Annotated in this window: 21 protein-coding genes; 15 read left to right on the forward strand and 6 right to left on the reverse strand. The window is 68.5% G+C overall.

Annotated features, from left to right (window positions below; genetic code table 11):
• Position 1 precedes the first annotated feature (1 nt).
• Together ACWPXE_RS05455 and ACWPXE_RS05460 are read left to right on the forward strand one after the other, a co-directional pair.
• Positions 2-931, forward strand: a complete 930-nt coding sequence (locus ACWPXE_RS05455) for an AEC family transporter (RefSeq protein WP_454016990.1) — start codon at positions 2-4, stop codon at positions 929-931.
• Between the two features lie 81 nt (positions 932-1,012).
• Entirely contained in the window at positions 1,013-1,879 is an 867-nt protein-coding gene (locus ACWPXE_RS05460; RefSeq protein ID WP_454016991.1) for a hypothetical protein, read from the forward strand.
• Between the two features lie 28 nt (positions 1,880-1,907).
• Here ACWPXE_RS05460 and ACWPXE_RS05465 read toward each other — a convergent pair whose 3' ends face one another.
• Together ACWPXE_RS05465 and ACWPXE_RS05470 are read right to left on the reverse strand one after the other, a co-directional pair.
• On the reverse strand, positions 1,908-2,324 hold the full coding sequence (locus ACWPXE_RS05465; protein WP_454016992.1) for a GFA family protein: 417 nt from the start codon (positions 2,322-2,324) through the stop codon (positions 1,908-1,910).
• Positions 2,325-2,361: 37 nt separating this feature from the next.
• Positions 2,362-2,619: a DUF1127 domain-containing protein gene (locus ACWPXE_RS05470; RefSeq protein ID WP_454016993.1), complete on the reverse strand. Its 258-nt coding sequence runs from the start codon at positions 2,617-2,619 to the stop codon at positions 2,362-2,364.
• Positions 2,620-2,786: 167 nt separating this feature from the next.
• Here ACWPXE_RS05470 and ACWPXE_RS05475 point away from each other — a divergent pair, with 167 nt between their 5' ends.
• The 6 genes from ACWPXE_RS05475 (at position 2,787) to plsY (ending at position 7,562) form a co-directional block, all read left to right on the forward strand.
• Positions 2,787-3,728 (forward strand): transcriptional regulator GcvA, encoded by a 942-nt coding sequence (locus ACWPXE_RS05475; protein WP_454016994.1) that lies wholly within the window; start codon positions 2,787-2,789, stop codon positions 3,726-3,728.
• 30 nt (positions 3,729-3,758) lie between these two features.
• The gene (locus tag ACWPXE_RS05480; protein WP_454016995.1) at positions 3,759-4,115 is read left to right on the forward strand and encodes a DUF6152 family protein; all 357 of its coding nucleotides are present in this window, start codon (positions 3,759-3,761) and stop codon (positions 4,113-4,115) included.
• Positions 4,116-4,127: 12 nt separating this feature from the next.
• Complete coding sequence (locus ACWPXE_RS05485) at positions 4,128-4,634, forward strand: hypothetical protein (protein WP_454016996.1); 507 nt, start codon at positions 4,128-4,130, stop codon at positions 4,632-4,634.
• 70 nt (positions 4,635-4,704) lie between these two features.
• The gene (locus tag ACWPXE_RS05490; protein WP_237905112.1) at positions 4,705-5,667 is read left to right on the forward strand and encodes an aspartate carbamoyltransferase catalytic subunit; all 963 of its coding nucleotides are present in this window, start codon (positions 4,705-4,707) and stop codon (positions 5,665-5,667) included.
• Positions 5,660-6,964 carry a dihydroorotase gene (locus tag ACWPXE_RS05495; RefSeq protein ID WP_237905113.1) on the forward strand — a complete coding sequence of 435 codons (1,305 nt, stop codon included), beginning with the start codon at positions 5,660-5,662 and terminating at the stop codon, positions 6,962-6,964. Before ACWPXE_RS05490 ends, ACWPXE_RS05495 begins: the two co-directional genes overlap by 8 nt.
• Before the next feature lie 4 nt (positions 6,965-6,968).
• Complete coding sequence (gene plsY, locus ACWPXE_RS05500) at positions 6,969-7,562, forward strand: glycerol-3-phosphate 1-O-acyltransferase PlsY (RefSeq protein WP_454016997.1); 594 nt, start codon at positions 6,969-6,971, stop codon at positions 7,560-7,562.
• An 11-nt stretch (positions 7,563-7,573) separates the two neighbouring features.
• Here the strand turns inward: plsY and ACWPXE_RS05505 are convergent, their stop codons facing one another.
• On the reverse strand, positions 7,574-7,957 hold the full coding sequence (locus ACWPXE_RS05505; RefSeq protein WP_454016998.1) for a response regulator: 384 nt from the start codon (positions 7,955-7,957) through the stop codon (positions 7,574-7,576).
• Between the two features lie 90 nt (positions 7,958-8,047).
• Positions 8,048-9,925, reverse strand: coding sequence for a DEAD/DEAH box helicase (locus ACWPXE_RS05510; protein ID WP_454016999.1), 1,878 nt, complete (start codon positions 9,923-9,925; stop codon positions 8,048-8,050).
• A 244-nt stretch (positions 9,926-10,169) separates the two neighbouring features.
• On the opposite strand from ACWPXE_RS05510, the gene ACWPXE_RS05515 reads away from it, so the two are divergent.
• The 7 genes from ACWPXE_RS05515 (at position 10,170) to ACWPXE_RS05545 (ending at position 17,597) form a co-directional block, all read left to right on the forward strand.
• Positions 10,170-10,469 (forward strand): cupin domain-containing protein, encoded by a 300-nt coding sequence (locus tag ACWPXE_RS05515; RefSeq protein ID WP_014198409.1) that lies wholly within the window; start codon positions 10,170-10,172, stop codon positions 10,467-10,469.
• Positions 10,470-10,495: 26 nt separating this feature from the next.
• Complete coding sequence (locus ACWPXE_RS05520) at positions 10,496-10,915, forward strand: hypothetical protein (protein ID WP_014198408.1); 420 nt, start codon at positions 10,496-10,498, stop codon at positions 10,913-10,915.
• A gap of 213 nt (positions 10,916-11,128) precedes the next feature.
• Entirely contained in the window at positions 11,129-11,782 is a 654-nt protein-coding gene (locus ACWPXE_RS05525) for a metal-dependent hydrolase (RefSeq protein ID WP_145623942.1), read from the forward strand.
• 216 nt (positions 11,783-11,998) lie between these two features.
• Positions 11,999-13,612, forward strand: coding sequence for a hypothetical protein (locus tag ACWPXE_RS05530; protein WP_454017000.1), 1,614 nt, complete (start codon positions 11,999-12,001; stop codon positions 13,610-13,612).
• 180 nt (positions 13,613-13,792) lie between these two features.
• Positions 13,793-14,329 carry a (2Fe-2S)-binding protein gene (locus tag ACWPXE_RS05535; RefSeq protein ID WP_454017001.1) on the forward strand — a complete coding sequence of 179 codons (537 nt, stop codon included), beginning with the start codon at positions 13,793-13,795 and terminating at the stop codon, positions 14,327-14,329.
• Entirely contained in the window at positions 14,326-15,324 is a 999-nt protein-coding gene (locus ACWPXE_RS05540; RefSeq protein ID WP_454017002.1) for an FAD binding domain-containing protein, read from the forward strand. Before ACWPXE_RS05535 ends, ACWPXE_RS05540 begins: the two co-directional genes overlap by 4 nt.
• Entirely contained in the window at positions 15,321-17,597 is a 2,277-nt protein-coding gene (locus ACWPXE_RS05545) for a xanthine dehydrogenase family protein molybdopterin-binding subunit (protein WP_454017003.1), read from the forward strand. The genes ACWPXE_RS05540 and ACWPXE_RS05545 overlap by 4 nt, the downstream gene beginning before the upstream one ends.
• Positions 17,598-17,716: 119 nt before the next feature.
• Here the strand turns inward: ACWPXE_RS05545 and ahpF are convergent, their stop codons facing one another.
• The gene (gene ahpF / locus ACWPXE_RS05550; RefSeq protein WP_454017004.1) at positions 17,717-19,297 is read right to left on the reverse strand and encodes an alkyl hydroperoxide reductase subunit F; all 1,581 of its coding nucleotides are present in this window, start codon (positions 19,295-19,297) and stop codon (positions 17,717-17,719) included.
• A 248-nt stretch (positions 19,298-19,545) separates the two neighbouring features.
• Complete coding sequence (gene ahpC / locus ACWPXE_RS05555) at positions 19,546-20,109, reverse strand: alkyl hydroperoxide reductase subunit C (RefSeq protein WP_014198402.1); 564 nt, start codon at positions 20,107-20,109, stop codon at positions 19,546-19,548.
• Between the last annotated feature and the right edge of the window lie 63 nt (positions 20,110-20,172).

Genomic DNA, 20,172 nt, shown 5'->3' on the forward strand with positions numbered 1-20,172 from the left:
CATGCTGCCCATCGCCGGGGCGCTGGCCCCGATCTTCCTGCTGATCCTGTTCGGCCAGGGGCTGCGCCGCCGCGCCGTGATTCCCGACTCCGCTTGGCCGTCGCTCGACCGGCTGACCTATCTGCTGTTCTTTCCGTGCCTGATCGTGGACGAGCTGACGCGCACCGACCTGCGCGCGCTGTCCATGGGATCCATGGGCGGGACGATGGCGGTGGGGATTTTCGCCGGGGCCGCCCTGGCGCTCGCCGTCCGTCGCCCGATCGGGCTGGACGGTCCGGCCTTCACCTCGGTCTTCCAGGGGGCGATCCGGCCCAACACCTATGTGGGGCTGGCGGGGGCCAGCGCGCTCTACGGGTCCGCCGGGCTGACACTGACGGCGGTGGGCATCGCCGTGGTGGTGCCGCTGGTCAATCTGCTCTGCGTCACGGCGATGGTGCGCTATGGGCGCGTGGCGGACGGAGCGCCGCAAAGCAACGGCGTTGGCGCGGTCGTCTTCGGCATCCTCCGCAACCCGATCATCATCGCCGTCGCCATCGGCGCCGCCCTGAACCTGAATGGGATCGGCCGCATTCCGGTGGTCAGTGACGTGGTGGGCATTCTGGCGCGGGCCGCCCTGCCCATGGGGCTGCTGTCGGTCGGCGCCGGGCTGGACCTCGCCGCGGCGCGCGGCGCCGGGCTCGGCGTGGCGCTGTCCAGCGTCCTGAAGCTGCTTGTGGTCCCCGCCACGACGGCGCTCGCCGGGCTGTGGCTGGGGGTGGATGGGCTGCCGCTGACCGTCGCCGTGCTGTTCAACGCCCTGCCCTGCTCGGCCAGTTCCTATGTCCTGGCGCGGCAGATGGGCGGCGACCACGCGCTCGTGGCCAGCATCATCACCGTCCAGACTCTCGCCTCCGCCGCCACGCTGCCGCTGGTCGTCGCCTTGGCGGGATGAGGGGCTGCAGCCATTCATGGTTCGTTAGGCACTCCCCACAAAGACTACCCTGGATAGTTCTTTGAGGGGACCTGCACAGCCATGGACATCACCCTCACAGCGGCCCACAGCCAAACACAGTCGTCGCTGGTCCTGGGGAAAGCCGCAGGGAACACCCCGGTTGCCGCGGTCTTCACGCCGGCGGAAGCACCCGCCTCCGGACCCATGGACACGATCACTCTGTCGGCCGAGGCACAATTCAGGATGAGCAGCGCGACCAAGCTATCCGTGACCGCCGAATCACTGGCGCAAGCCGCGGCCGCGGCAAAGACGGTATCAGGGCTGGACGCGAACGCGGACCGTTTCACACCCGAAGCGATGGCGGCCCATGCCGAATGGCGGAAGAATCACGCGGACTATACGGGCAAGGTGCGTGATCTCGTCAACCAGACCTTCGGTCTGGACGCGGACCGGAACGGCTGGGCAGCGGGCGGAGCCGCGCTGACCGCCATCAAGAACTTGGCGGAAAAGAATGGGCTGATCGAACCGGAGATGCCGCCGGCTGTGGCCGACATGCTGCAGACGACGGGTGAAAGCATGTGGAGCGGCAAAAGTGGCGGAAGCACCGGTATGTTCGACGTCACATTCCTGCCGAATGGCGCGGAGAAGGGCGGAAACCTCCGCATCCTGTTCGACAGCGGCAGGAAGCCCGGAGCCGGCAGTTCCCTGGTCGATTTGGAGACGGGCGGACCAAACGCTCAAGGCGCCTTGGCCGGCATCAGGACCTCGGCGCTTGGCGCGTCGCTGGACGGTGCGGGCGGCTGGAGTCCGGGAAAGTCCGCCAATGCCTACGCTCTTACGGACGGCAGTGGCGGGGTCGTTGGCATGATCATCTCCAACGGCCTGAATGATTACGCCAGGGCGAATTCCAAGACCATCGTCGAAACCATCCACGGCCTCCTCGGCTGAAACGGCTGCAAGGGGCCGCCGCGACCGGTCACGGCGGCTCCGGCGCCCCCTGGGGGAAGCGTTCCAGCCCGTCGTCGATGGCGTAATAGTCCGCCTTGTCCGCCGCATGGATGTGCCGCAGCGTGGCGAGGCCGGTCGGCTGGTCCAGGCTCCCGGCGGCAACGTCGAACAAGTCGGACTCATCGCCGCTCCAGAACAGCGACGACCCACAGCGCGAACAGAAGCCCCGCCGCGCCTTCGCCGAGGAGCGGTACCAGGACAGGGTGCCTTCCGCATCGGACACCGCCACCGTCTCACGAGGAATGGTGATGTAGGCGCCGAAATGGCCGTGGAAGCGCCGGCACTGGCCGCAATGGCAGTTCACCACCCCCATGGGCCGCTCGGTCACGTCGTACCGAACGGCGCCGCAAAGACACCCGCCCGTCAGAACTCCGCCGTCGCTCATCGGTCCGCTCCCGTCCGTTTCCTCGATAAGGGATGAGTCAGCCCTGCCAGAAGGGCTTGTCGGCCTCGGTCACCGCGTCGGCGCGGGACAGACCGATGTCCTGCAACAGATGATCGGGCAAAGCCTCCAACGCGCGCCGCTGGCGCCGCCGCTCGTTCCAGGTCGCCACCGTGTCGAACAGGGCGATCACCGCACCGCCGATCCCATGAATGGCGCTGCCCTGGCCGGGCCGCTCCTGCGCGTCGATGCGGGTGTTCATGCTGCCGTTCATGCCGTCATTCATGCTCTGGGCCATGACCGCGTCTCCTCTTGTGTCCGGTCGTTGTCGGTGCCTGTCGCCCGACGTTCCGGACTGTGTTCCGTGACTGGAGGATGGGCCACCCGGTCCTTGCGCACAAACGACGCTTTCTCATAGTTTGGATTAGGAAAACTAATCCGAAGACAGCCTCCCGGAGTCGCTCCATGGCCCGCCGCCTGCCGCCGCTGAACGCTCTGCGCGCCTTCGAATCCGCCGCCCGTCACCTGTCCTTCACCAAGGCGGCGGAGGAACTTCACGTCACCCAGGCCGCCGTCAGCCATCAGATCAAGGGGCTGGAGGAATGGCTGGGCATGCCGCTGTTCCGCCGCATGAACCGCTCGCTGATCCTGACCGAGACCGGGCAATCCTATCTGCCGCCGGTGCGCGATGCGCTCGACACGCTGTCGCAGGCGACGGAGCGGCTGTTCCGCATGGACGGGGCCGGCGCGCTGACCATCTCCACCATGCCCAGCTTCGCGGCGAAGTGGCTGGTCATGCGGCTGGGCCGCTTCCAGGCCCGCCATCCGGAGTTGGAGGTGCGGCTGCACACCACCCCGCAGCTCGTGGATTTCACCCAGCAGGATGTCGACATCGGCATCCGCTTCGGCGCCGGCAACTGGCCCGGCCTGCGGTGCGAGCGGCTGATGACCGAGGACATCTACCCGGTGTGCAGCCCGTCCCTTCTGAACGGCCCCCGCCCCCTGTGCTGTCCGGAGGATCTGCGCCACCACACGCTGCTCCACGACGACTACTTCATAACCTGGGGCACCTGGGGTGAGGCCGCCGGGATCGCCGGACTGGACCACGCCCGCGGCCCGCGCTTCGACGATTCGGCGCTGCTCCTCCAGGTCGCGGCGGAGGGCGGCGGCGTGGCGCTGGCCCGCGGCGTCCTGGTGGCGGACGATGTCGCCGCCGGGCGGCTGGTCCGGCTGTTCGATGTCCATCTGCCAGGCAACTATGCCTACTATGTGGCCGCCCCGCCCCATTACTTCGCGCGTCCGAAGGTCAAAGCGTTCCGCGACTGGCTGTTCGAGGAAGCCACCGCCGATCACAGCCGGACCTTGTCCGCGGCGGAGTCCGCCACAACCTCTACCCCAGACGCCTGAACAGACGCCTGACCGGGGAAAGGTTGCGCCATGACGCACGCACGCCCACTCGCCCTCGCCGCCCTCCTGTCCGCTTCGCTGGCTTGGCCCGCCGCCGCCCACCATGGCTGGGGCGGCTACGAGTCGGACAAGGAGATGACGCTGACCGGTACCGTGCAGCAGATCGCCTTCAACAACCCGCACGCGATGCTGAACCTCCAGGCCGACGGCAAGGTCTGGCACGTCGTGCTCGCTCCGCCCAGCCGGATGAGCACGCGCGGCCTGCCCGCCGATTCGATCAAGCCCGGCCAGACCGTGACGGTGGTCGGCTACCCCGCCAAGTCCGACCCGGCGGAGCTGCGGGCGGAGCGCATCACCGCCGCCGACAAGACCATCGAGCTGCGCTGACGGCGCCCCCGCATGGACCATGACCTCGGCCCCACCGGCCCCGGCTGGCTCGTCGCACTGGAGACATCCGGGCTCGGCGAATCGCTGCGCCAGTCGATCTGGCTCTATCCGCTGGTCGAGATCACGCACATCCTCGGATTCGCCCTTCTTGTCGGGGCGATCCTGGCCTTCGACCTGCGGCTGATCGGGGTCCGGGCGCCGCTGCTACCGGCGGATGCGCTGGCGCGGCTGCTCCTGCCGGTGGCGGTGACCGGCTTCGCGCTGGCGGTGCCGACCGGCCTCCTCCTCTTCACGACGGAGGCGACGGCGCTAGCCGGCAACCCGGCCTTCCTGGCGAAGCTGGCGCTGATCGGGCTGGCCTTGCTGAACATCCTGGCCTTTCACGGGCTCGCCGGCCGTCGGATGGCGGAGTGGAGCCTTGCGGACCGGCCACCGCCGGGCGCCCGGTTCGCGGGCGCCGCCTCGCTCGCGCTGTGGGTCGGCGTCCTGGCCTGCGGGCGGCTCATCGCCTACGTGTAGGGCCTACCTGTAGGAAAAGGTCATAGGGCGCGCTTGCGGGCGTCCGGGACCGCTCCTATAGTCGCGGCCCATGACCGGATCGCCCCATTCCACGACGGTTTTCCCGCACCGCCACCTCCTTGGCATCGAGGGGCTGACGGCAGGCGAGATCACCACCATCCTCGACCTCGCCGACGGCTACGTCGAGCAGAACCGCCAGCCCACGAAGAAGTCGTCGCTTCTCGACGGGCGGACGATCGTCAACCTCTTCTTCGAGAACTCGACCCGCACCCGCACCAGCTTCGAGCTGGCCGGCAAGCGGCTCGGCGCCGACGTGATCAACATGTCGTCGGACGGCAGCTCGGTGAAGAAGGGCGAGACGCTGATCGACACGGCGATGACGCTGAACGCCATGCACCTCGACGCGCTGGTCGTGCGCCACGCCGATTCGGGGGCGGTGAAGCTGCTGGCCGACAAGGTCAACTGTTCGGTCATCAACGCCGGCGACGGCCACCACGAGCACCCGACGCAAGGGCTGCTGGACGCGCTGGCGATCCGCCGCCGCCTGGGCAGCCTCGACGGGCTGATCGTGGCGATCTGCGGCGACATCCTGCACAGCCGCGTCGCGCGCTCCAACATCCATCTGCTGAACGCCATGGGCGCCCGCGTCCGCGTCGTGGCGCCGCCGACGCTGATCCCCTCGCAGATCGACCGGCTGGGCGTCGAGATCCACCACTCCATGGCGACCGGCCTGAAGGACGCCGACGTGGTGATGATGCTGCGCCTCCAGACGGAGCGGATGAGCGGGCAGTACGTCCCCTCGACCCGCGAATACTTTTACTTCTACGGCCTGGACTACGAGAAGCTGGCGGTGGCGAAGCCGCACGCGGTGGTGATGCACCCCGGCCCGATGAACCGCGGCGTCGAGATCGATTCGGAGGTCGCCGACGACCTCAAACGCTCCATGATCCTCGATCAGGTGGAGCTGGGCGTGGCCGTCCGCATGGCCGTGCTCGACCTTCTCACCCGAGACCGCCGGGGCACCGATGTCTAACGCCAACGCCCGTGTCGCCTACCGCAACGCCCGCCTGCTCGACCCCGCCAGCGGCCTGGACCAGCGGGGCGACCTGCTGACCGAAGGCGCGAAGATCGCCGACTTCGGCCCGTCCCTGTTCGCCGACGGCGTGCCGGAGGGGATCGAGGTCGTGGACCTGCAGGGCCAGTGCCTCGCCCCCGGCCTCGTCGACATGCGTGTCCTGATCGGCGAGCCCGGCGAGGAGGAAAAGGACACCATCAAGAGCGCGTCGCGCGCTGCGGTGGCCGGCGGCATCACCGCCGTGGTCCTGCTGCCCAACACCGACCCGGTGACCGACGAGGTGGCGAGCCTGGAGTTCATCGCCCGGCGCGCCCGCGAGGTGCGTCTGGTCAAGGTCTTCGCCTACGCCGCCGCGACCCGCGGGACCGAGGGCAACGAGATCACCGAGATGGGCCTGCTGTCCCGCGCCGGGGCCGTGGCCTTCACCGACGGCACCAAGGCGATCGCCAGCGCCAAGGCGATGCGCCGCGCGCTCAGCTACGCCCGCACCTTCGACAAGCTGATCGTCCAGCATCCGGAGGAGCCGAGCCTCGCCAGCGGCGGCATGATGAATTCGGGCGAGCGGGCCACCCGCCTCGGTCTCGTCGGCATTCCGCGGGAAGCCGAGATCATCATGATCGAACGCGACCTGCGCCTGCTCGAGCTCTCCGGCGGCCGGCTGCACTTCGCGCACGTCTCGACCGGCGAGTCGGTGGACCTGATCCGCCGCGCCAAGGCGCGCGGGCTCAAGGTCACCTGCGACACCGCCCCGCATTACTTCGCCCTGACCGAGACGGATGTCGGCGACTACCGCACCTTCGCCAAGGTCTCCCCGCCACTGCGCGGCGAGATGGACCGGCGGGCCATCGTGGAAGGTCTGGCCGACGGCACCATCGACGCCATCGCGTCCGACCACACGCCGCAGGACCAGGACCAGAAGCGCCTGCCCTTCGCCCAGGCCGCCTGCGGCGTGATCGGGCTTGAGACACTGTTCCCGCTGACGCTGGAGCTGGTGCACAAGGGCGCCATGCCGCTTTTGAAGGCGTTGGCCTGCGTGACCGTGAAGCCGGCCGAACTCCTCGGCCTGCCGCTCGGCCGCATCGCCAAGGGGGCGCCCGCCGACCTGATCGCCTTCGACCTGGAGGTGCCGTGGAAGGTGGACGTGGCGGCCTTCAAGTCGAAGTCGAAGAACAGCCCCTTCGAGGATCGCCCCGTCCAGGGCCGTCCGCTGCGCACCGTGGTGGACGGGCGCACCGTCTGGCAGTTCGAGGGCTGACCGGGTGACTCTCCTCATCTCGGCCCTGCTGGGCTATCTGCTGGGCTCGATCCCCTTCGGGCTGGTGCTGACGCGGCTGGCCGGCCTGGGCGACATCCGCCAGATCGGATCCGGCAACATCGGCGCCACCAACGTGCTGCGCACCGGCAACAAGCCGCTGGCTGCCGCCACCCTGATTCTGGACAGCGGCAAGGGCGCCATCGCCGCCCTGCTCGCCCTCGCCTGGGCGGGGCCGGAGGCCGCGGTCTTCGCGGCGGGCGGCGCCATGCTGGGCCACAGCTTCCCGGTCTGGCTCGGCTTCAAGGGCGGCAAGGGCGTGGCGACGGCGCTCGGCGTGCTGCTGGCGGTGTCCTGGCCGGTCGGCGTGATCGCCTGCGCGACGTGGCTCGCCATGGCCTTCCTGTTCAAGATCTCGTCGCTGTCGGCGCTGACCGCGCTGGGCCTCAGCCCGATCTTCGGCTGGATCTTCGGTGGGCCGCTGGTGGCGGGTCTGTGCCTGTTCATCGCGGTGTTGGTCGCCATCCGCCATTCCGCGAACATCCAGCGCCTGCTGAAGGGCGAGGAACCGAAGATCAGCTTCGGCAAGAGGAAGGCCTGATCGCCCCCCGGTCAGGTCTTCACGAACACCCGCTCCATCGCCGTCAGCAACTCCCCCGCCAGGACGGGTTTCCTCAGGATCACCAGCGGACCGCCCTCCCCGTCCTGCAGGCCGGAAATCCCGTCATCGGGCGGAGAGGCCGACAGGACGACGATGGGCAGGTCGGGCCAGTCGCGGCGCAACTGGCGGATCATCGCCTCGCCCCCCAGCCGGGGCATCACCAGATCGGTGATCAGCGCATCGAAGGAGCCGTCGGCCAGGGCGCTCAAACCGGCCTCCCCGTCCGTCACGGTGGTGACCGTGCAATGGGCCATCTCCAGCATGCGGGCCATCGCCATGGCGGTGAGCGAGTCATCCTCCACGAGAAGAATCTTGAGCGGCCTCACGAAACGCACCAGGAACCTCCACGGGTGGCGAACGGGCCGACACTCTCCACGAAGGCCGATGTCTTCGCTCCTGCAAAAAAGTGTGTCGGCGGGCGTTATTTAGGACGCCGGCTTCACCGTACCATGGGGTGGCGTCCGGCGGGATGGTTTTGAAAAGGCCGTGACCGAACCCGCCCCACGGGCCTTGCGGCGGCTCGACCAACGGTATTGCGGGTCGTCGGCGATCAGGTGCAGGTGGTCGGAGATGCGGTTGCGCTCCAGCCAGCCGAGGGCGGCCTCCAGCTCCGACAGAGTCATCTCCGACCGCGCCTTGTTCATGCAGCGCTTCAGCACGGCGTTGTAGGTGTGGTAGCTGACCGGCCCCTCGGCGACGAGGTTGTTGTCCTGGTCCTCGATCACCTGGGCCGCCACGATCTGGCCGATGCGCTGGCGCAGATGATGCTCCACCGCGCTGGGCACCTGCACCCCTTCCTTTGAGGGGCGCTCAGCCGAGGGGCGGTCGGCGGAATCGCGCCCCGGCGACGGGTTGCCGAAATCGGGGCCGGGAGCGACCACGGCGAAGCGCAGGGCGGTCGCGTTGGATTCCAGCGGGATGATCTCCGGCTCCGCCTCCACCGTGCGCTCGAAGGGCAGTTCATGCTGGCGCCGGGTCTTCACCATAGCCCGCGTGCCCTGCTGGGTTTCCACCATCTGGCGGAACCGTTCGAACATCATGTCGGAGGGGTGGTAAATCACCGCCCGTTGCTGCTCGTAGGCGCCGGCGTGGGGATCGACGCGGGTAGCCCGCGCGATGGCCTGTTCCAGCCAGGGGCGGGAGCGGATGTGGGTCAGGCAGGCGACGTGCGAGATGGCCGGCGCGTCCAACCCCTCATAGGCCATGGCGACGGATACCAGCACGGCGGGTTCCGGGCGCAGGCGGAAAGCGGCCACCACCTCCTGCGCGTCACGCCGTTCGGAAATGGCGATCTGCGCCATCCGCGCCGCCTGAGCCCCAGGCATCCAGCCGCGCAGCGTGTCGAGATAGTTGCGGGCGGTTTCCTGGTCTGGCGCGATCACCAGCAGCTTGCCCAGCCCCGCACCGTCCGATCCGTTCGCCGCCGCGCGCCGCTTCGCCCGGTGCTCGCGGCAGGAGCGGTAGGCCTCGCGCAGCATGGCCTGGGCGAAGCCGGTGCGCAGCGCGGTGAACAGGGCGTCGCGGGTGTTCTCCCCGGCACGGGACAGCGCGTCGACGCTGCGCGTCGTCCGCTCCGCGTCCAGCCATGTCGCGGTGCCGTCCATCGCGCCGAAGGTCACCGGCAGGATCGCCTTCTCGGCCAGCGCCTGCCGCCGCGAATAGCCGACGATGGCCCAGCCCGGCGCCTTGAAGTCGATCTCGCGCACCCGCCGCACCCCCAGAGGGGCGCGGTAGGGCAGCCAGAGGATGGGGCGCCCGTCCGCCCGCTCCAGCGTGCCGCTCATCAGCAACCGGGCGGCGGCGCTTTCCAGAAGTGGCAGGATGGAGCGGCTCCAGGCGGTCTCGTCCTCCGCCGTGGTCGCCGTTCCGGTGTCGGCGACGGCGGGCAGGTGGTGCAATTCGTCCACGGCCAGCAGATAGCGGTGGCGGCGGAACTCCTGAAGGTGCAGGTCCGGAGCCGCGGCGACCGCCTGATAGGTGGTGACGTAACCTTGCAGACCGCGGCAGGGATCGCGCCCGTTTTCCGCCGCCCGCAGCGCGATCCCATGCCCCAGCGCCTCGCGCCAGCGCGGATCGGCGAAGGCTTCCTCCGCCTGCCGGCGCAGGCTGTCGCGCGGCACGATCCAGCAGATGCGGTCGATCAGCCCGGCGCGCATCAGCGCCGCTCCCATGATGACCGGCAGCAGCGACTTTCCCCCACCCGGCGTCACCGCGGCCAGAACGTCCCGCACGTCCGTCTGCCGCTGGGCGATGGCCGCGGCGATGCCGGCGACCATGGTCTGGTGGCTCCTCAACGCTGGCATGCCGGCCTGACGCCCTCCCTGACGGTTTCCGCGGTACGGACCGGCAAGGCTAAGCTGCGGGGAGTCGTTGGGTCACGGATTCAATCGTAGGTAGACGTCCCCCAAAGGAGGGGGGCCGCTCGCCAAAGGAGTCCGAAGGAAAGGTGCAGAATGCGCTTCGGTCTGGGCGCGGCTCGGGCTTCGTGGTACACGAATTGTTCTTTTGAAAAGACCCCGACGAGAAGAGCAAGGAGGGCACCAGGAGATGAGCACCCGTCCGCAGGCGGTTTCCACCCAGCATGTCGAGAACGAGCGCACCCGCGTCACCGAATGGCGTCTGGTGCCGGGGGCGGAGACCGGCGCCCATGTGCATGGCTACGATTATGTGATCGTCCCGGTGACGGCCGGCGCCTTCACCATCGTCGATCCGGACGGCAACGCCCGCCAGTTTCCGCTGGAGCCGGGCCGCTCCTATTTCCGCAAGGCCGGTGTCAGCCACAACGTCATCAACGACGGCGACAGCGACATCGTCTTCGTCGAGGTCGAATTCCTCCAGCCCGGCTGACCCCCAAAGCCCGATCCAACCGACCGATGCACCGCGGCTCCACCATGTTCGACTATGGCCAGGACGGCGACGAGCCGCTTCCCGACGCCGTCATCCGTTCCGGCGGGCCGCGGTCCGTCCAACATTTGCTGCTCTCCCTGTCTCCGGAGAACCCGCTTTACCTTTACGCCGACGCGGCGGACGCCGGGGGCGGGGCCTATTACCGGGACTCCCGTGAGGTCTGGCAATCACTGGCCGACGGGGAGGGCCAGCGCTGGCGCTGGTTCGTCGGCAGCCAGGGCCGCGTCGTCGAGGCCGCTCCCGGCGACGTCCATGGCCTGCGCCGCGCCGCACCGGTCGCCCTGACCATCACCTGGTACAGCCTGCCGGACCGTGAGAGCGTCGGACGGGTGCGCAACGCCCTGCGCGCCATCGGGGCCACCTGCAGCCGCGGCCCGGCGGGCTGAAGGCGTACCTCCATCACGGACGCACGTGAACGCATAGGCGCCATGTTATTTCGGAATCCCTCTTGATCAGGCCGCGATTGTGTGGTCGCGACTTCTGTCCTAATGTTAGGAACCAGGAATCCGGGAGCATCCGACAGAGTGGCCGTCACCCAGGCACAGCCTTCGCGCGTTCTGACGCCCTGTGCCTCATCGCTCGACCTGCGGTGACCGGTCATGATGGCCTCTTCCCACATGATCGTCGGCGGGGCGGCGTGGTTCTACGCCTCGGCGCGCTTCGGCCTGCCTTTCGACGTGGTGGCGTTCGGGGCGGCGGTGATCGGGTCGCTGGCGCCGGACATCGACCATCCCAAATCGACGCTCGGCCAGTTGATGCGGCCCCTGTCGAACGTGATTTCCGCCGTCTTCGGGCATCGCGGCGTCACCCATTCCACGCTGGCCATCGTGGGCTGCCTGTGGGTCCTGCACGAATACGCGGACTATTCGCACCTGATCCTGCCCTTCCTGATCGGCTATCTGACCCATCTGGCGGGCGACCTGCTGACCCCGGCGGGGCTGCCTCTGCTCTGGCCGATCAAGCGGCGGCGCAACTTCGCGCTCCCCATCCTGAAGACGGGGGGATTCTCGGAGCAACTGGCGGTCACCCTGCTGGCCGGCTGGATGATCTCCGGCCTGTTTTCCGCATCCTGGCCGGGCCTGCCCCTCGACCGCCTGCCCTTCGAGAACTGGATGGCGATGGACCGCCCGTGGCGTTCCGCCGTCGTCGCGGCGCAGGGCTTCCTCGGGGAGGAAGGGCGGGAGCGCAGCGCACCCCCCATCCCCGCCCGCAAGCCCGTGGAGCCGGCAAGAAGCCGCCCGCTGAAAGGATGAGGCATGAGCGCTTGGGTTGTGTTTTTAATGTAACGGTCAATGACTCATCTTTTGCTTTCGTTTCGTCAACCTTGTCACATTTCGTCATAGAGACCGCGGAAATCTGTCTTTGTCACCGCTTAGCGATTCGTTAGGCTTTTTAGGCATATTCTAACGACCATATCCAATCGATCTTAGATTGAATTTCCACACGCTTCGATGCGGATGGGTCCGACCATGGCAAAGCTCCGGATGTCGAAAGAGACGCAGGCGGCCGACGGCATGCCGCCCGATGCGGCGACGGCGATGCCGCTCCATCTCGCGCTGCCCGATCTCCCCGGCGGGCAGGACAACAGCCTGAAGCGTGTGTCCGACGTGCTGGCCCCGCTGGACCATGGGCAGAAGCTCCAGCTCTACAAGATGATCCGCGACGGGTATCTGGAGGACATGGCCGAGCCGGTCGCCCAGATGCTGGTCACCATGCTGAACGGGCGGCGGTCCGAGCACGCGCGCCGCGTCTGGACCGGCCTGTTCGACGCGCTGATCCTTCGCGACGATTCCCTGCTGACCAGCGGGGTCCGGCTGGCCGGCGCCCTTCATCTGGCGGACGTCAGCGCCTGGTGGTTCGCCCTGGCCCCGCGCATGGAGCCGCTGGTCGGCCGCGTCCAGGAGACGGTGGCCCGCCTCGCCAAGGACCAGCCGCTGAACGAGATCTTCGCCTCCGCCGAGGCGCAGAGCTGGGCGGACGAGCTGCGCCAGCGCAGCCTCGCCGTGCTGGCCCGCCTGCGCGCCACGCCGGCGGAGGCGACCGCCTTCCTGGCCGAGGCGTCCGGTTTCCGCGCGCAGATGTTGAAACGCCACGGCGTCCGCCAGCGTGAAGGCGTCGCCCGTGCGGAGCTGGAGCGGATGGAAACCATCCTTCTGGCAGCCCCCGCCTGGGCGGACCAGCCCTTGCCGTCGCTGCTGCACGGCGACCCGGTGCGTCTGGCGCGGGAGATGGTGCGCCGCGGCGACTGCACGCGCGACGGGGCGGCCATGTTCGCGGTGGCCGGCCTGCACCGGCGCGACGACGCCGCCCTGGCGATCCGCCTCTTCGAAGCCTTCCCCGTCGCCGTGGCCAAGGACGCGATCATCGGGCGCCTTCTTGTCGCCGCGGAAGCGTTGAAGACCACGCTGACCGGCAGCTTTCTCAGCAAGCCGGGCCTGCTGGTGGCGGACGCGGTGGACGACCGCGACCACCCCTCCGCCCAGCTCCAGCATTTCCTGGCTTGGTACGACGCCGTCCACGCGCTGGAGTTGGACACCACCGACCGCGAACGCAACATGGTCCATCAGGCGTTCCGCGAGCTGAGCAACGCGGTGCACGAGGACCTCGCCCCCGTCCTCGCCCGGCGGATCGAGGCGCTGACCATGCACAGCGTGCTCGACCCGCTGATGGAGCGCGTGCGCTTCGTTAACGAGTTCCAGGCGCAGCTGGCGCGGCGCGGCATCGTGTCGTCCGGCAAGCCGTGGCGGGCCGAGGACGGCAACCACGTCGCCACGGTCTTCCGCCGCCTATCCTCCACCGGCGCCGCGGAAGGGCTGCGGACGCTCGGCCAGCTCGCCGATCTGGCGGACATGCTGAGCTATCCCATCGAGATCACCGCGCTCGACATCGCGCTGGCCGGGGTGATCGAGGCGGCCTTGCGGCAGCAGAAGACGTTCGGCGCTGCCGAAACCCGCCTGATCGACCGCGTCATCGCCGTGTCGAGCGACGAGCGCAAGCGCTGCCGCTGGTGGGTGGCCCCGGAGGTCGTCACCCTGCTGGACGCCGCGGAGAAGTCCGGCATCGCTGGTCCTGCGAAAAAGTAACGACGACCGCCGCAACACTGTCTTTTGCTCGTTGTGAAGAATGCTGAATCCCCCGTTCCCGGCTCGTTCATGCCAAGAGCGGAACGGCGGTGCCAACCTCCTGTTGGTCCGGACATATGACGCCGGCGCAGCCCTTGTTCGTGGCAGCGTCCGGCGCTCCCCCGCAGATCCGGAGTCTCCATGGCACCGCTCAAGGCCAGCCTGCGCCCGGCCCCCGCGCCGCCCCCAGCACCGATTCCCGTCACATTGAACGTCAACGGGGTGGAGCGGACGCTTCACCTAGCGCCGTGGACGACGCTGCTGGACGCGCTGCGCCTGCATCTCGACCTGACCGGCACCAAGAAAGGCTGCGACCACGGCCAGTGCGGGGCCTGCACCGTCCTGGTGGACGGGCGGCGCATCAACGCCTGCCTGACGCTGGCGGCGATGCAGGACGGTCGCAAGGTCACCACCATCGAAGGGCTGACCACCGGCGACGCGCTCCACCCGCTCCAGGACGCCTTCATTGAGCATGACGCCTTCCAGTGTGGCTATTGCACGCCGGGCCAGATCTGTTCCGCCGCCGGGCTGATCGCCGAGGGCAAGGCCACCACCGACGACGAGATCCGCGAGTTGATGAGCGGCAACCTCTGCCGCTGCGGGGCCTATCCCAACATCGTTGCGGCGATTCGGCAGGCCATGGCCACCGCCGCCCCGAAGGCGGAGGGCGCGCCATGAGATCCTTCACCTACGCCCGCGCCGACAGCGCGGCGGACGCGATCGGGCGGGCCGGCGCCTCCGGGACGGCATTCGTCGCCGGGGGAACCAATCTGCTCGACCTGATGAAGGCCGACGTGCTGCGTCCGGAAGGGCTGGTCGACATCTCCCGTCTGCCGCTGGACCGGATCGAGGAGACGGCGGAGGGCGGCCTGCGGCTGGGCGCGCTGGCCCGCAACGCCGACACCGCCTACGACGAGCGCGTACACACCCGCTACCCCATGCTGTCCAAGGCGATTCTCGCGGGGGCCTCGGCTCAGCTCCGCAACATGGCGACCAACGGCGGCAACCTGCTGCAGCGGACCCGCTGCTACTACTTCTACGACACGGCCACCCCCTGCAACAAACGAGAGCCGGGGTCGGGCTGCGGCGCGATCGGCGGGGTGAATCGCATCCACGCCATCCTGGGCGCCAGCGACCAGTGCATCGCCGTCCACCCCTCCGACCTCTGCGTCGCTCTGGCGGCACTCGAAGCGGTGGTCCAGGTGACCGGGCCGGAGGGTGAGCGCAGCATCCCCTTCGCCGAGTTCCACCGTCTGCCCGGCGACCGCCCGGAGATCGACACGGTCCTGCGGCCGGGCGACCTCATCACGGCCATCGACCTGCCGGCCAAGGGCTTCGCCGAGCATTCGACTTATCTGAAAGTCCGTGACCGCGCCTCCTACGCCTTCGCGCTGGTGTCGGTCGCGGCGGGGCTGGAGTTGGATGGGGGCACCGTCCGCGACGCCCGTCTGGCGCTGGGCGGGGTCGCCCACAAGCCCTGGCGCGACCTGGAGGCGGAAGCCGCCCTCGTCGGAAAACCCGCCACCCCCGACCGGTTCCGCGCCGCCGCGCGCGTGCTGCTGCGCGACGCCAAGGGGCACGAGCACAACAGTTTCAAGATCGAACTGGCCGAGCGCGCCATCGTCCGCGCCCTGACCGAAGCCGCAGACCGCAAGGGAGCGCCCCGTCCATGATCGCCATTCCCAGCATCCCCGGCTTCCTGACGGCCCCCAACGGCCCCATCGGCAAGCCCGTCAGCCGGGTGGACGGGCGCAAGAAGGTGACCGGCAACGCCCATTATGCCGCCGAGTTCACCTTGCCGGACCTCGCCCACGGCTTCATCGTCTCCAGCGCCATCGCGCGCGGGCGGATCACCCGCATCGACACCGCGGCGGCGCTGGCCCTGCCCGGCGTCATCCACGTCTTCACCCACGAGAACCGGCCGAGCCTCGCCTGGTTCGACCGCAAATGGAAGGACGACGACGCGCCCAAGGGAGCGCCCTTCCGCCCGCTCTACGACGCGGAAATCCACCACGCGCTCCAGCCGGTGGCGCTGGTGATCGCCGAGAGCTTCGAGCTGGCCCGCTACGCCGCCCGCCTCGTCCACATCGAGTATGAGGCGGCGCCCCACCAGACCGACCTGCGCGCCAACCGCGCGAACAGCTTCACCCCCGGCAAGGACAAGGGCGGTTTCCAGCCCCCACCGAAGCCGCGCGGCAACCCGGAGCAGGCCTTCCTGGACTCGCCCGTCCAGGTGGACGCGGAGTTCACCCAGGCTGCGGAATACCACAACCCGATGGAGATGCACGCCACCACTGTCCTGCACCACGACGACGGCACGCTGACCGTCCACGACAAGACCCAGGGCGCGCAGAACTGCCACACTTACGTCTGCAACGTCTTCGGCCTGGCCAAATCCGCGGTGCGGGTGATGTCGCCCTTCGTCGGCGGCGCCTTCGGCTCCGGCTTGCGGCCGCAGCATCAGCTCTTCATGGCCATGCTGGCAGCGACGCAGTTGAAACGCTCCGTCCGGGTGGAACTGTCGCGCCCGCAGATGTTCAGCTTTGGCCACCGGCCCGAAACCATCCAGCGGGTGGCGCTGGGCGCCGACCGCGACGGTACGCTGCGCGCGCTGATCCACGAGGCGGTGCAGGAAAGCTCCCAAAACGAGAACTATGTGGAGATCGTCGTCAACTGGTCTGGCCAGCAGTACGCCTGCGACAACGTCCGGCTGGACTATAAGCTGACCCGGCTGGACGTGCACACCCCGCTGGATCAGCGCGCGCCGGGGGCCGCGACCGGCGTCCCGGCCCTGGAAATCGCCATGGACGAGCTGGCCGTCAAGCTCGGCATGGACCCGGTGGAGCTTCGCCTGAAGAACTACGCGGAGACCGACCCCAACACCGGAAACCCCTTCTCCAGCAAGGAGCTGCGCGCCTGTTTCCAGCACGGGGCGGAGCGGTTCGGCTGGGCGAAGCGCAGCCCCGCGCCGCGCTCTATGCGTGACGGGCGGGAACTGGTCGGCTGGGGCATGGCGGCGGGCGTCTGGGATGCCATGCAGGGGCAGGCCGCCGCCAAGGCCGTCCTGGGCGTCGACGGCAAGCTGGTGGTCTCCAGCGCCACCGCCGACATCGGCACCGGCACCTACACCGTCATGACGCAGATCGCCGCTGACGTGCTGGGCCTGCCGATCGAGGAGGTGACCTTCTGCCTGGGCGATTCCTCGCTTCCCACCGCTCCCATCGAGGGCGGGTCCTGGACCGTCTCCACCGTCGGGTCGGCAGTGAAGGCGGTGTGCGACCGGGTGCGGTCACAACTGGTCACGCTGGCCGGCAAGCTGGAGGACAGTCCGCTGAAGGGGGTGGCGGAGGCGGATGTGCTCTTTGCCGACGGCCATCTGATCGTCCGGGACAACCGGTCGCGGCGGCTGTCCATCACCGACGTGATGCGCGGCTCCGGCACCCTCAGCATCGAGGAGGAGGCGCGCGCCCTGCCTTATCTGCTGGCGCGGGCGCGGCACACCTTCGCCACCCATTCCGCGGTCTTCGTGGAGGTGCGGGTGGACGAGGATCTCGGCACCATCCGGGTGGCCCGCGTGGTCAGCGCCATCGCCGCCGGGCGCATCATCAACCCCAAGACGGCGCGCAGCCAGATTCAGGGCGCCGTGGTCTGGGGCATCGGCATGGGTCTGGAGGAGGAGGCCTTCACCGATCACCGGTTGGGCCGGGTGATGAACCACGACTACGCGGAGTATCATGTCCCGGTGAATGCCGACGTGCCGGAGATCGACGTCCTGTTCGTCGAGGAGCACGACGACATGGTCAACGCGCTGGGCGCCAAGGGCGTCGGCGAGATCGGTATCGTCGGCGTTCCCGCCGCCATCGCCAACGCCATCCATCACGCGACCGGCGTGCGCGTGCGCGATTTCCCGATCACGCTGGACAAGGTGCTGGCGGGGCTTCGCTGACGAGGGGGGGGAGCGCGACGGGCCCCCTCCCGACCTCCCCGCTGCGCGGGGGAGGAGAAAAAAGCCCTCCCCTGCAAAGCGGGGAGGGTTGGGTGGGAGCCCTACACGACCACGTCCCCTTACGCCGCGGCGACAGCCTCCACCGGCGCCATACGGATCAGGTAGTCGAAGGCCGACAGGGCGGCCTTCGAGCCCTCGCCCATGGCGATGATGATCTGCTTGTAGGGGACCGTCGTCGCGTCGCCCGCCGCGAACACGCCGGGGATGGAGGTCTGGCCGCGGGCGTCCACCTCGATCTCGCCGCGCGGGCTCAACGCCACCGAGCCCTTCAGCCACTCGGTGTTGGGCACGAGGCCGATCTGCACGAAGATGCCTTCCAGGTCGATGCGGTGCACCTCGCCGGTGTTGCGGTTCTTGTAGCTGAGACCGGTCACCTTTGTGCCGTCGCCATGCACCTCGGTCGTCAGGCCCGAGGTGATGACGCGCACATTGGGCAGGCTGCGCAGCTTGCGCTGGAGCACCTCGTCGGCGCGGAGCTGGCTGTCGAACTCGATCAGCGTCACCTCGGCGACGATGCCGGCCAGATCGATGGCCGCCTCGACGCCGGAGTTGCCGCCGCCGATGACCGACACGCGCTTGCCCTTGAACAGCGGGCCATCGCAGTGCGGGCAGTAGGCCACACCCTTGTTGCGGTACTCGTCCTCGCCGGGGACGCCCATCTGGCGCCAGCGGGCGCCGGTCGACAGGATCACCGTCTTCGACTTCAGCGAGGCGCCGTTGGCGAGTTGGACCTCGATCAGTCCGCCCGGCCCCTCGGCGGGGATCAGCTTCTCCGCCCGCTGCAGGTTCATCACGTCGACCTCATACTCCTTGACGTGCTGCTCCAGCGCGGTGGCCAGCTTCGGACCCTCGGTGTGGGAAACGGAGATGAAGTTCTCGATGGCCATGGTGTCGAGCACCTGACCGCCGAAGCGCTCCGCCGCGACGCCGGTGCGGATGCCCTTGCGCGCCGCGTAGATCGCCGCCGCGGCGCCGGCCGGGCCGCCACCGATCACCAGCACGTCGAAGGCGTCCTTGGCCTTGATCTTCTCCGCGTCGCGCTGCGAGGCGCCGGTGTCGATCTTGGCGAGGATCTGCTCCAGCCCCATGCGGCCCTGGCCGAACGGCTCGCCGTTCAGGAAGATGGACGGGACGGCCATGATCTTGCGCGAGTCCACCTCCTGCTGGAACAGCGCGCCGTCGATGGCGACATGCTTGATCCGCGGGTTCAGAACGCTCATCAGGTTCAGGGCCTGCACCACGTCGGGGCAGTTCTGGCAGGACAGCGAGAAGTAGGTCTCGAAGCTGTACTCACCCTCCAGCGCCTTCACCTGCTCGATGACCTCCGCCGACTCCTTGGAGGGGTGGCCGCCGACCTGCAGCAGGGCGAGGATGAGGGAATTGAATTCGTGGCCCATCGGCAGGCCGGCAAAGCGGACGCCGACGTCGGTGCCGGTGCGCTTGATCGCGAAGGAGGGCTTGCGCGCGTCGTCGTCGGTGCGGACGAAGGTGATCTTGTCCGACAGGGACGCGATGTCCTGCAGCAGAGCCTGCATGTCCTGCGATTTGGCGCCGTCGTCCAGGGAGGCGGCCAGTTCGATGGGCTGCGTGATCTTGTCGAAATAGGCCTTGAGCTGGCCTTTGACGTTGCTATCCAACACGGCGAGGGCTCCCGAAAGTGGTTTTTCGAAGCGAGCCCGGTGGCGCCAGGGCGGGTCCGGGCAGCAGAAGTTCGTTGAAGCGTTTCTTGTCGAACGGCAGATCTTGGTGAACGGATGAAGGCCACTCGTGATCCGGGCCCGGAATCGATCCGGGCCCGAAGCCGTGGCGCCGCGGCCGGCGTGACCGCGGCCGAACCGTCCGGCCGCGGTTGCGGCCGGCGGTTCCCAGAGGATCAAGCCGGAAAGGCTTAGATCTTGCCGACGAGGTCGAGCGACGGGGCGAGCGTCTTCTCACCCTCTTCCCACTTGGCCGGGCAGACCTCGCCCGGGTGCGAGGCGACGTACTGGGCGGCCTTCACCTTGCGGAGCAGCTCGCGGGCGTCGCGGCCGATGCCGCCGGCGGTGATCTCGATGATCTGGATCTTGCCGTCCGGGTCGACGACGAAGGTGCCGCGGTCGGCGAGGCCCTTCTCCTCGATCAGGATCTCGAAGTTGCGGCAGATCGTGCCGGTCGGGTCGCCGACCATGGTGTAGGCGATCTTGCCGATGGCCGGCGAGGTGTCGTGCCAAGCCTTGTGGCAGAAGTGGGTGTCGGTCGAAACGCTGTAGATCTCAACGCCGAGCTTCTGGAACTCGCTGTAGTTATCGGCCAGGTCTTCCAGCTCGGTCGGGCACACGAAGGTGAAGTCCGCCGGGTAGAAGAAGACGACCGACCACTTGCCCTTCAGGTCGGCGTCGCTGACGTCGATGAACTTGCCGCCCTTGAAAGCGGTCGCCTTGAACGGCTTAATCTCGGTGTTGATCAAGGACATGATTTCTCCATCAGTCTGAATGATTGGAGCAAGCGTCACTCCGGTGTCCTGCCAGCCTGGCGC

The sequence above is a fragment of the Azospirillum sp. Marseille-Q6669 genome (genome assembly GCF_965111635.1).

Coding starts and splice junctions, on each gene's coding strand:
- ACWPXE_RS05460 (WP_454016991.1), top strand. CDS start 1,013: ATGGACATCACCCTCACAGCGGCCCACAGCCAAACACAGTCGTCGCTG.
- ACWPXE_RS05495 (WP_237905113.1), top strand. CDS start 5,660: ATGTCTAACGCCAACGCCCGTGTCGCCTACCGCAACGCCCGCCTGCTC.
- ACWPXE_RS05545 (WP_454017003.1), top strand. CDS start 15,321: ATGATCGCCATTCCCAGCATCCCCGGCTTCCTGACGGCCCCCAACGGC.
- ACWPXE_RS05455 (WP_454016990.1), top strand. CDS start 2: ATGCTGCCCATCGCCGGGGCGCTGGCCCCGATCTTCCTGCTGATCCTG.
- ACWPXE_RS05470 (WP_454016993.1), bottom strand. CDS start 2,619: ATGGCCCAGAGCATGAATGACGGCATGAACGGCAGCATGAACACCCGC.
- ACWPXE_RS05535 (WP_454017001.1), top strand. CDS start 13,793: ATGGCACCGCTCAAGGCCAGCCTGCGCCCGGCCCCCGCGCCGCCCCCA.
- ACWPXE_RS05515 (WP_014198409.1), top strand. CDS start 10,170: ATGAGCACCCGTCCGCAGGCGGTTTCCACCCAGCATGTCGAGAACGAG.
- ACWPXE_RS05490 (WP_237905112.1), top strand. CDS start 4,705: ATGACCGGATCGCCCCATTCCACGACGGTTTTCCCGCACCGCCACCTC.
- ACWPXE_RS05525 (WP_145623942.1), top strand. CDS start 11,129: ATGATGGCCTCTTCCCACATGATCGTCGGCGGGGCGGCGTGGTTCTAC.
- ACWPXE_RS05540 (WP_454017002.1), top strand. CDS start 14,326: ATGAGATCCTTCACCTACGCCCGCGCCGACAGCGCGGCGGACGCGATC.
- ahpC (WP_014198402.1), bottom strand. CDS start 20,109: ATGTCCTTGATCAACACCGAGATTAAGCCGTTCAAGGCGACCGCTTTC.
- ACWPXE_RS05520 (WP_014198408.1), top strand. CDS start 10,496: ATGCACCGCGGCTCCACCATGTTCGACTATGGCCAGGACGGCGACGAG.
- ACWPXE_RS05480 (WP_454016995.1), top strand. CDS start 3,759: ATGACGCACGCACGCCCACTCGCCCTCGCCGCCCTCCTGTCCGCTTCG.
- ACWPXE_RS05510 (WP_454016999.1), bottom strand. CDS start 9,925: ATGCCAGCGTTGAGGAGCCACCAGACCATGGTCGCCGGCATCGCCGCG.
- ACWPXE_RS05475 (WP_454016994.1), top strand. CDS start 2,787: ATGGCCCGCCGCCTGCCGCCGCTGAACGCTCTGCGCGCCTTCGAATCC.
- ACWPXE_RS05485 (WP_454016996.1), top strand. CDS start 4,128: ATGGACCATGACCTCGGCCCCACCGGCCCCGGCTGGCTCGTCGCACTG.
- ACWPXE_RS05530 (WP_454017000.1), top strand. CDS start 11,999: ATGGCAAAGCTCCGGATGTCGAAAGAGACGCAGGCGGCCGACGGCATG.
- ACWPXE_RS05465 (WP_454016992.1), bottom strand. CDS start 2,324: ATGAGCGACGGCGGAGTTCTGACGGGCGGGTGTCTTTGCGGCGCCGTT.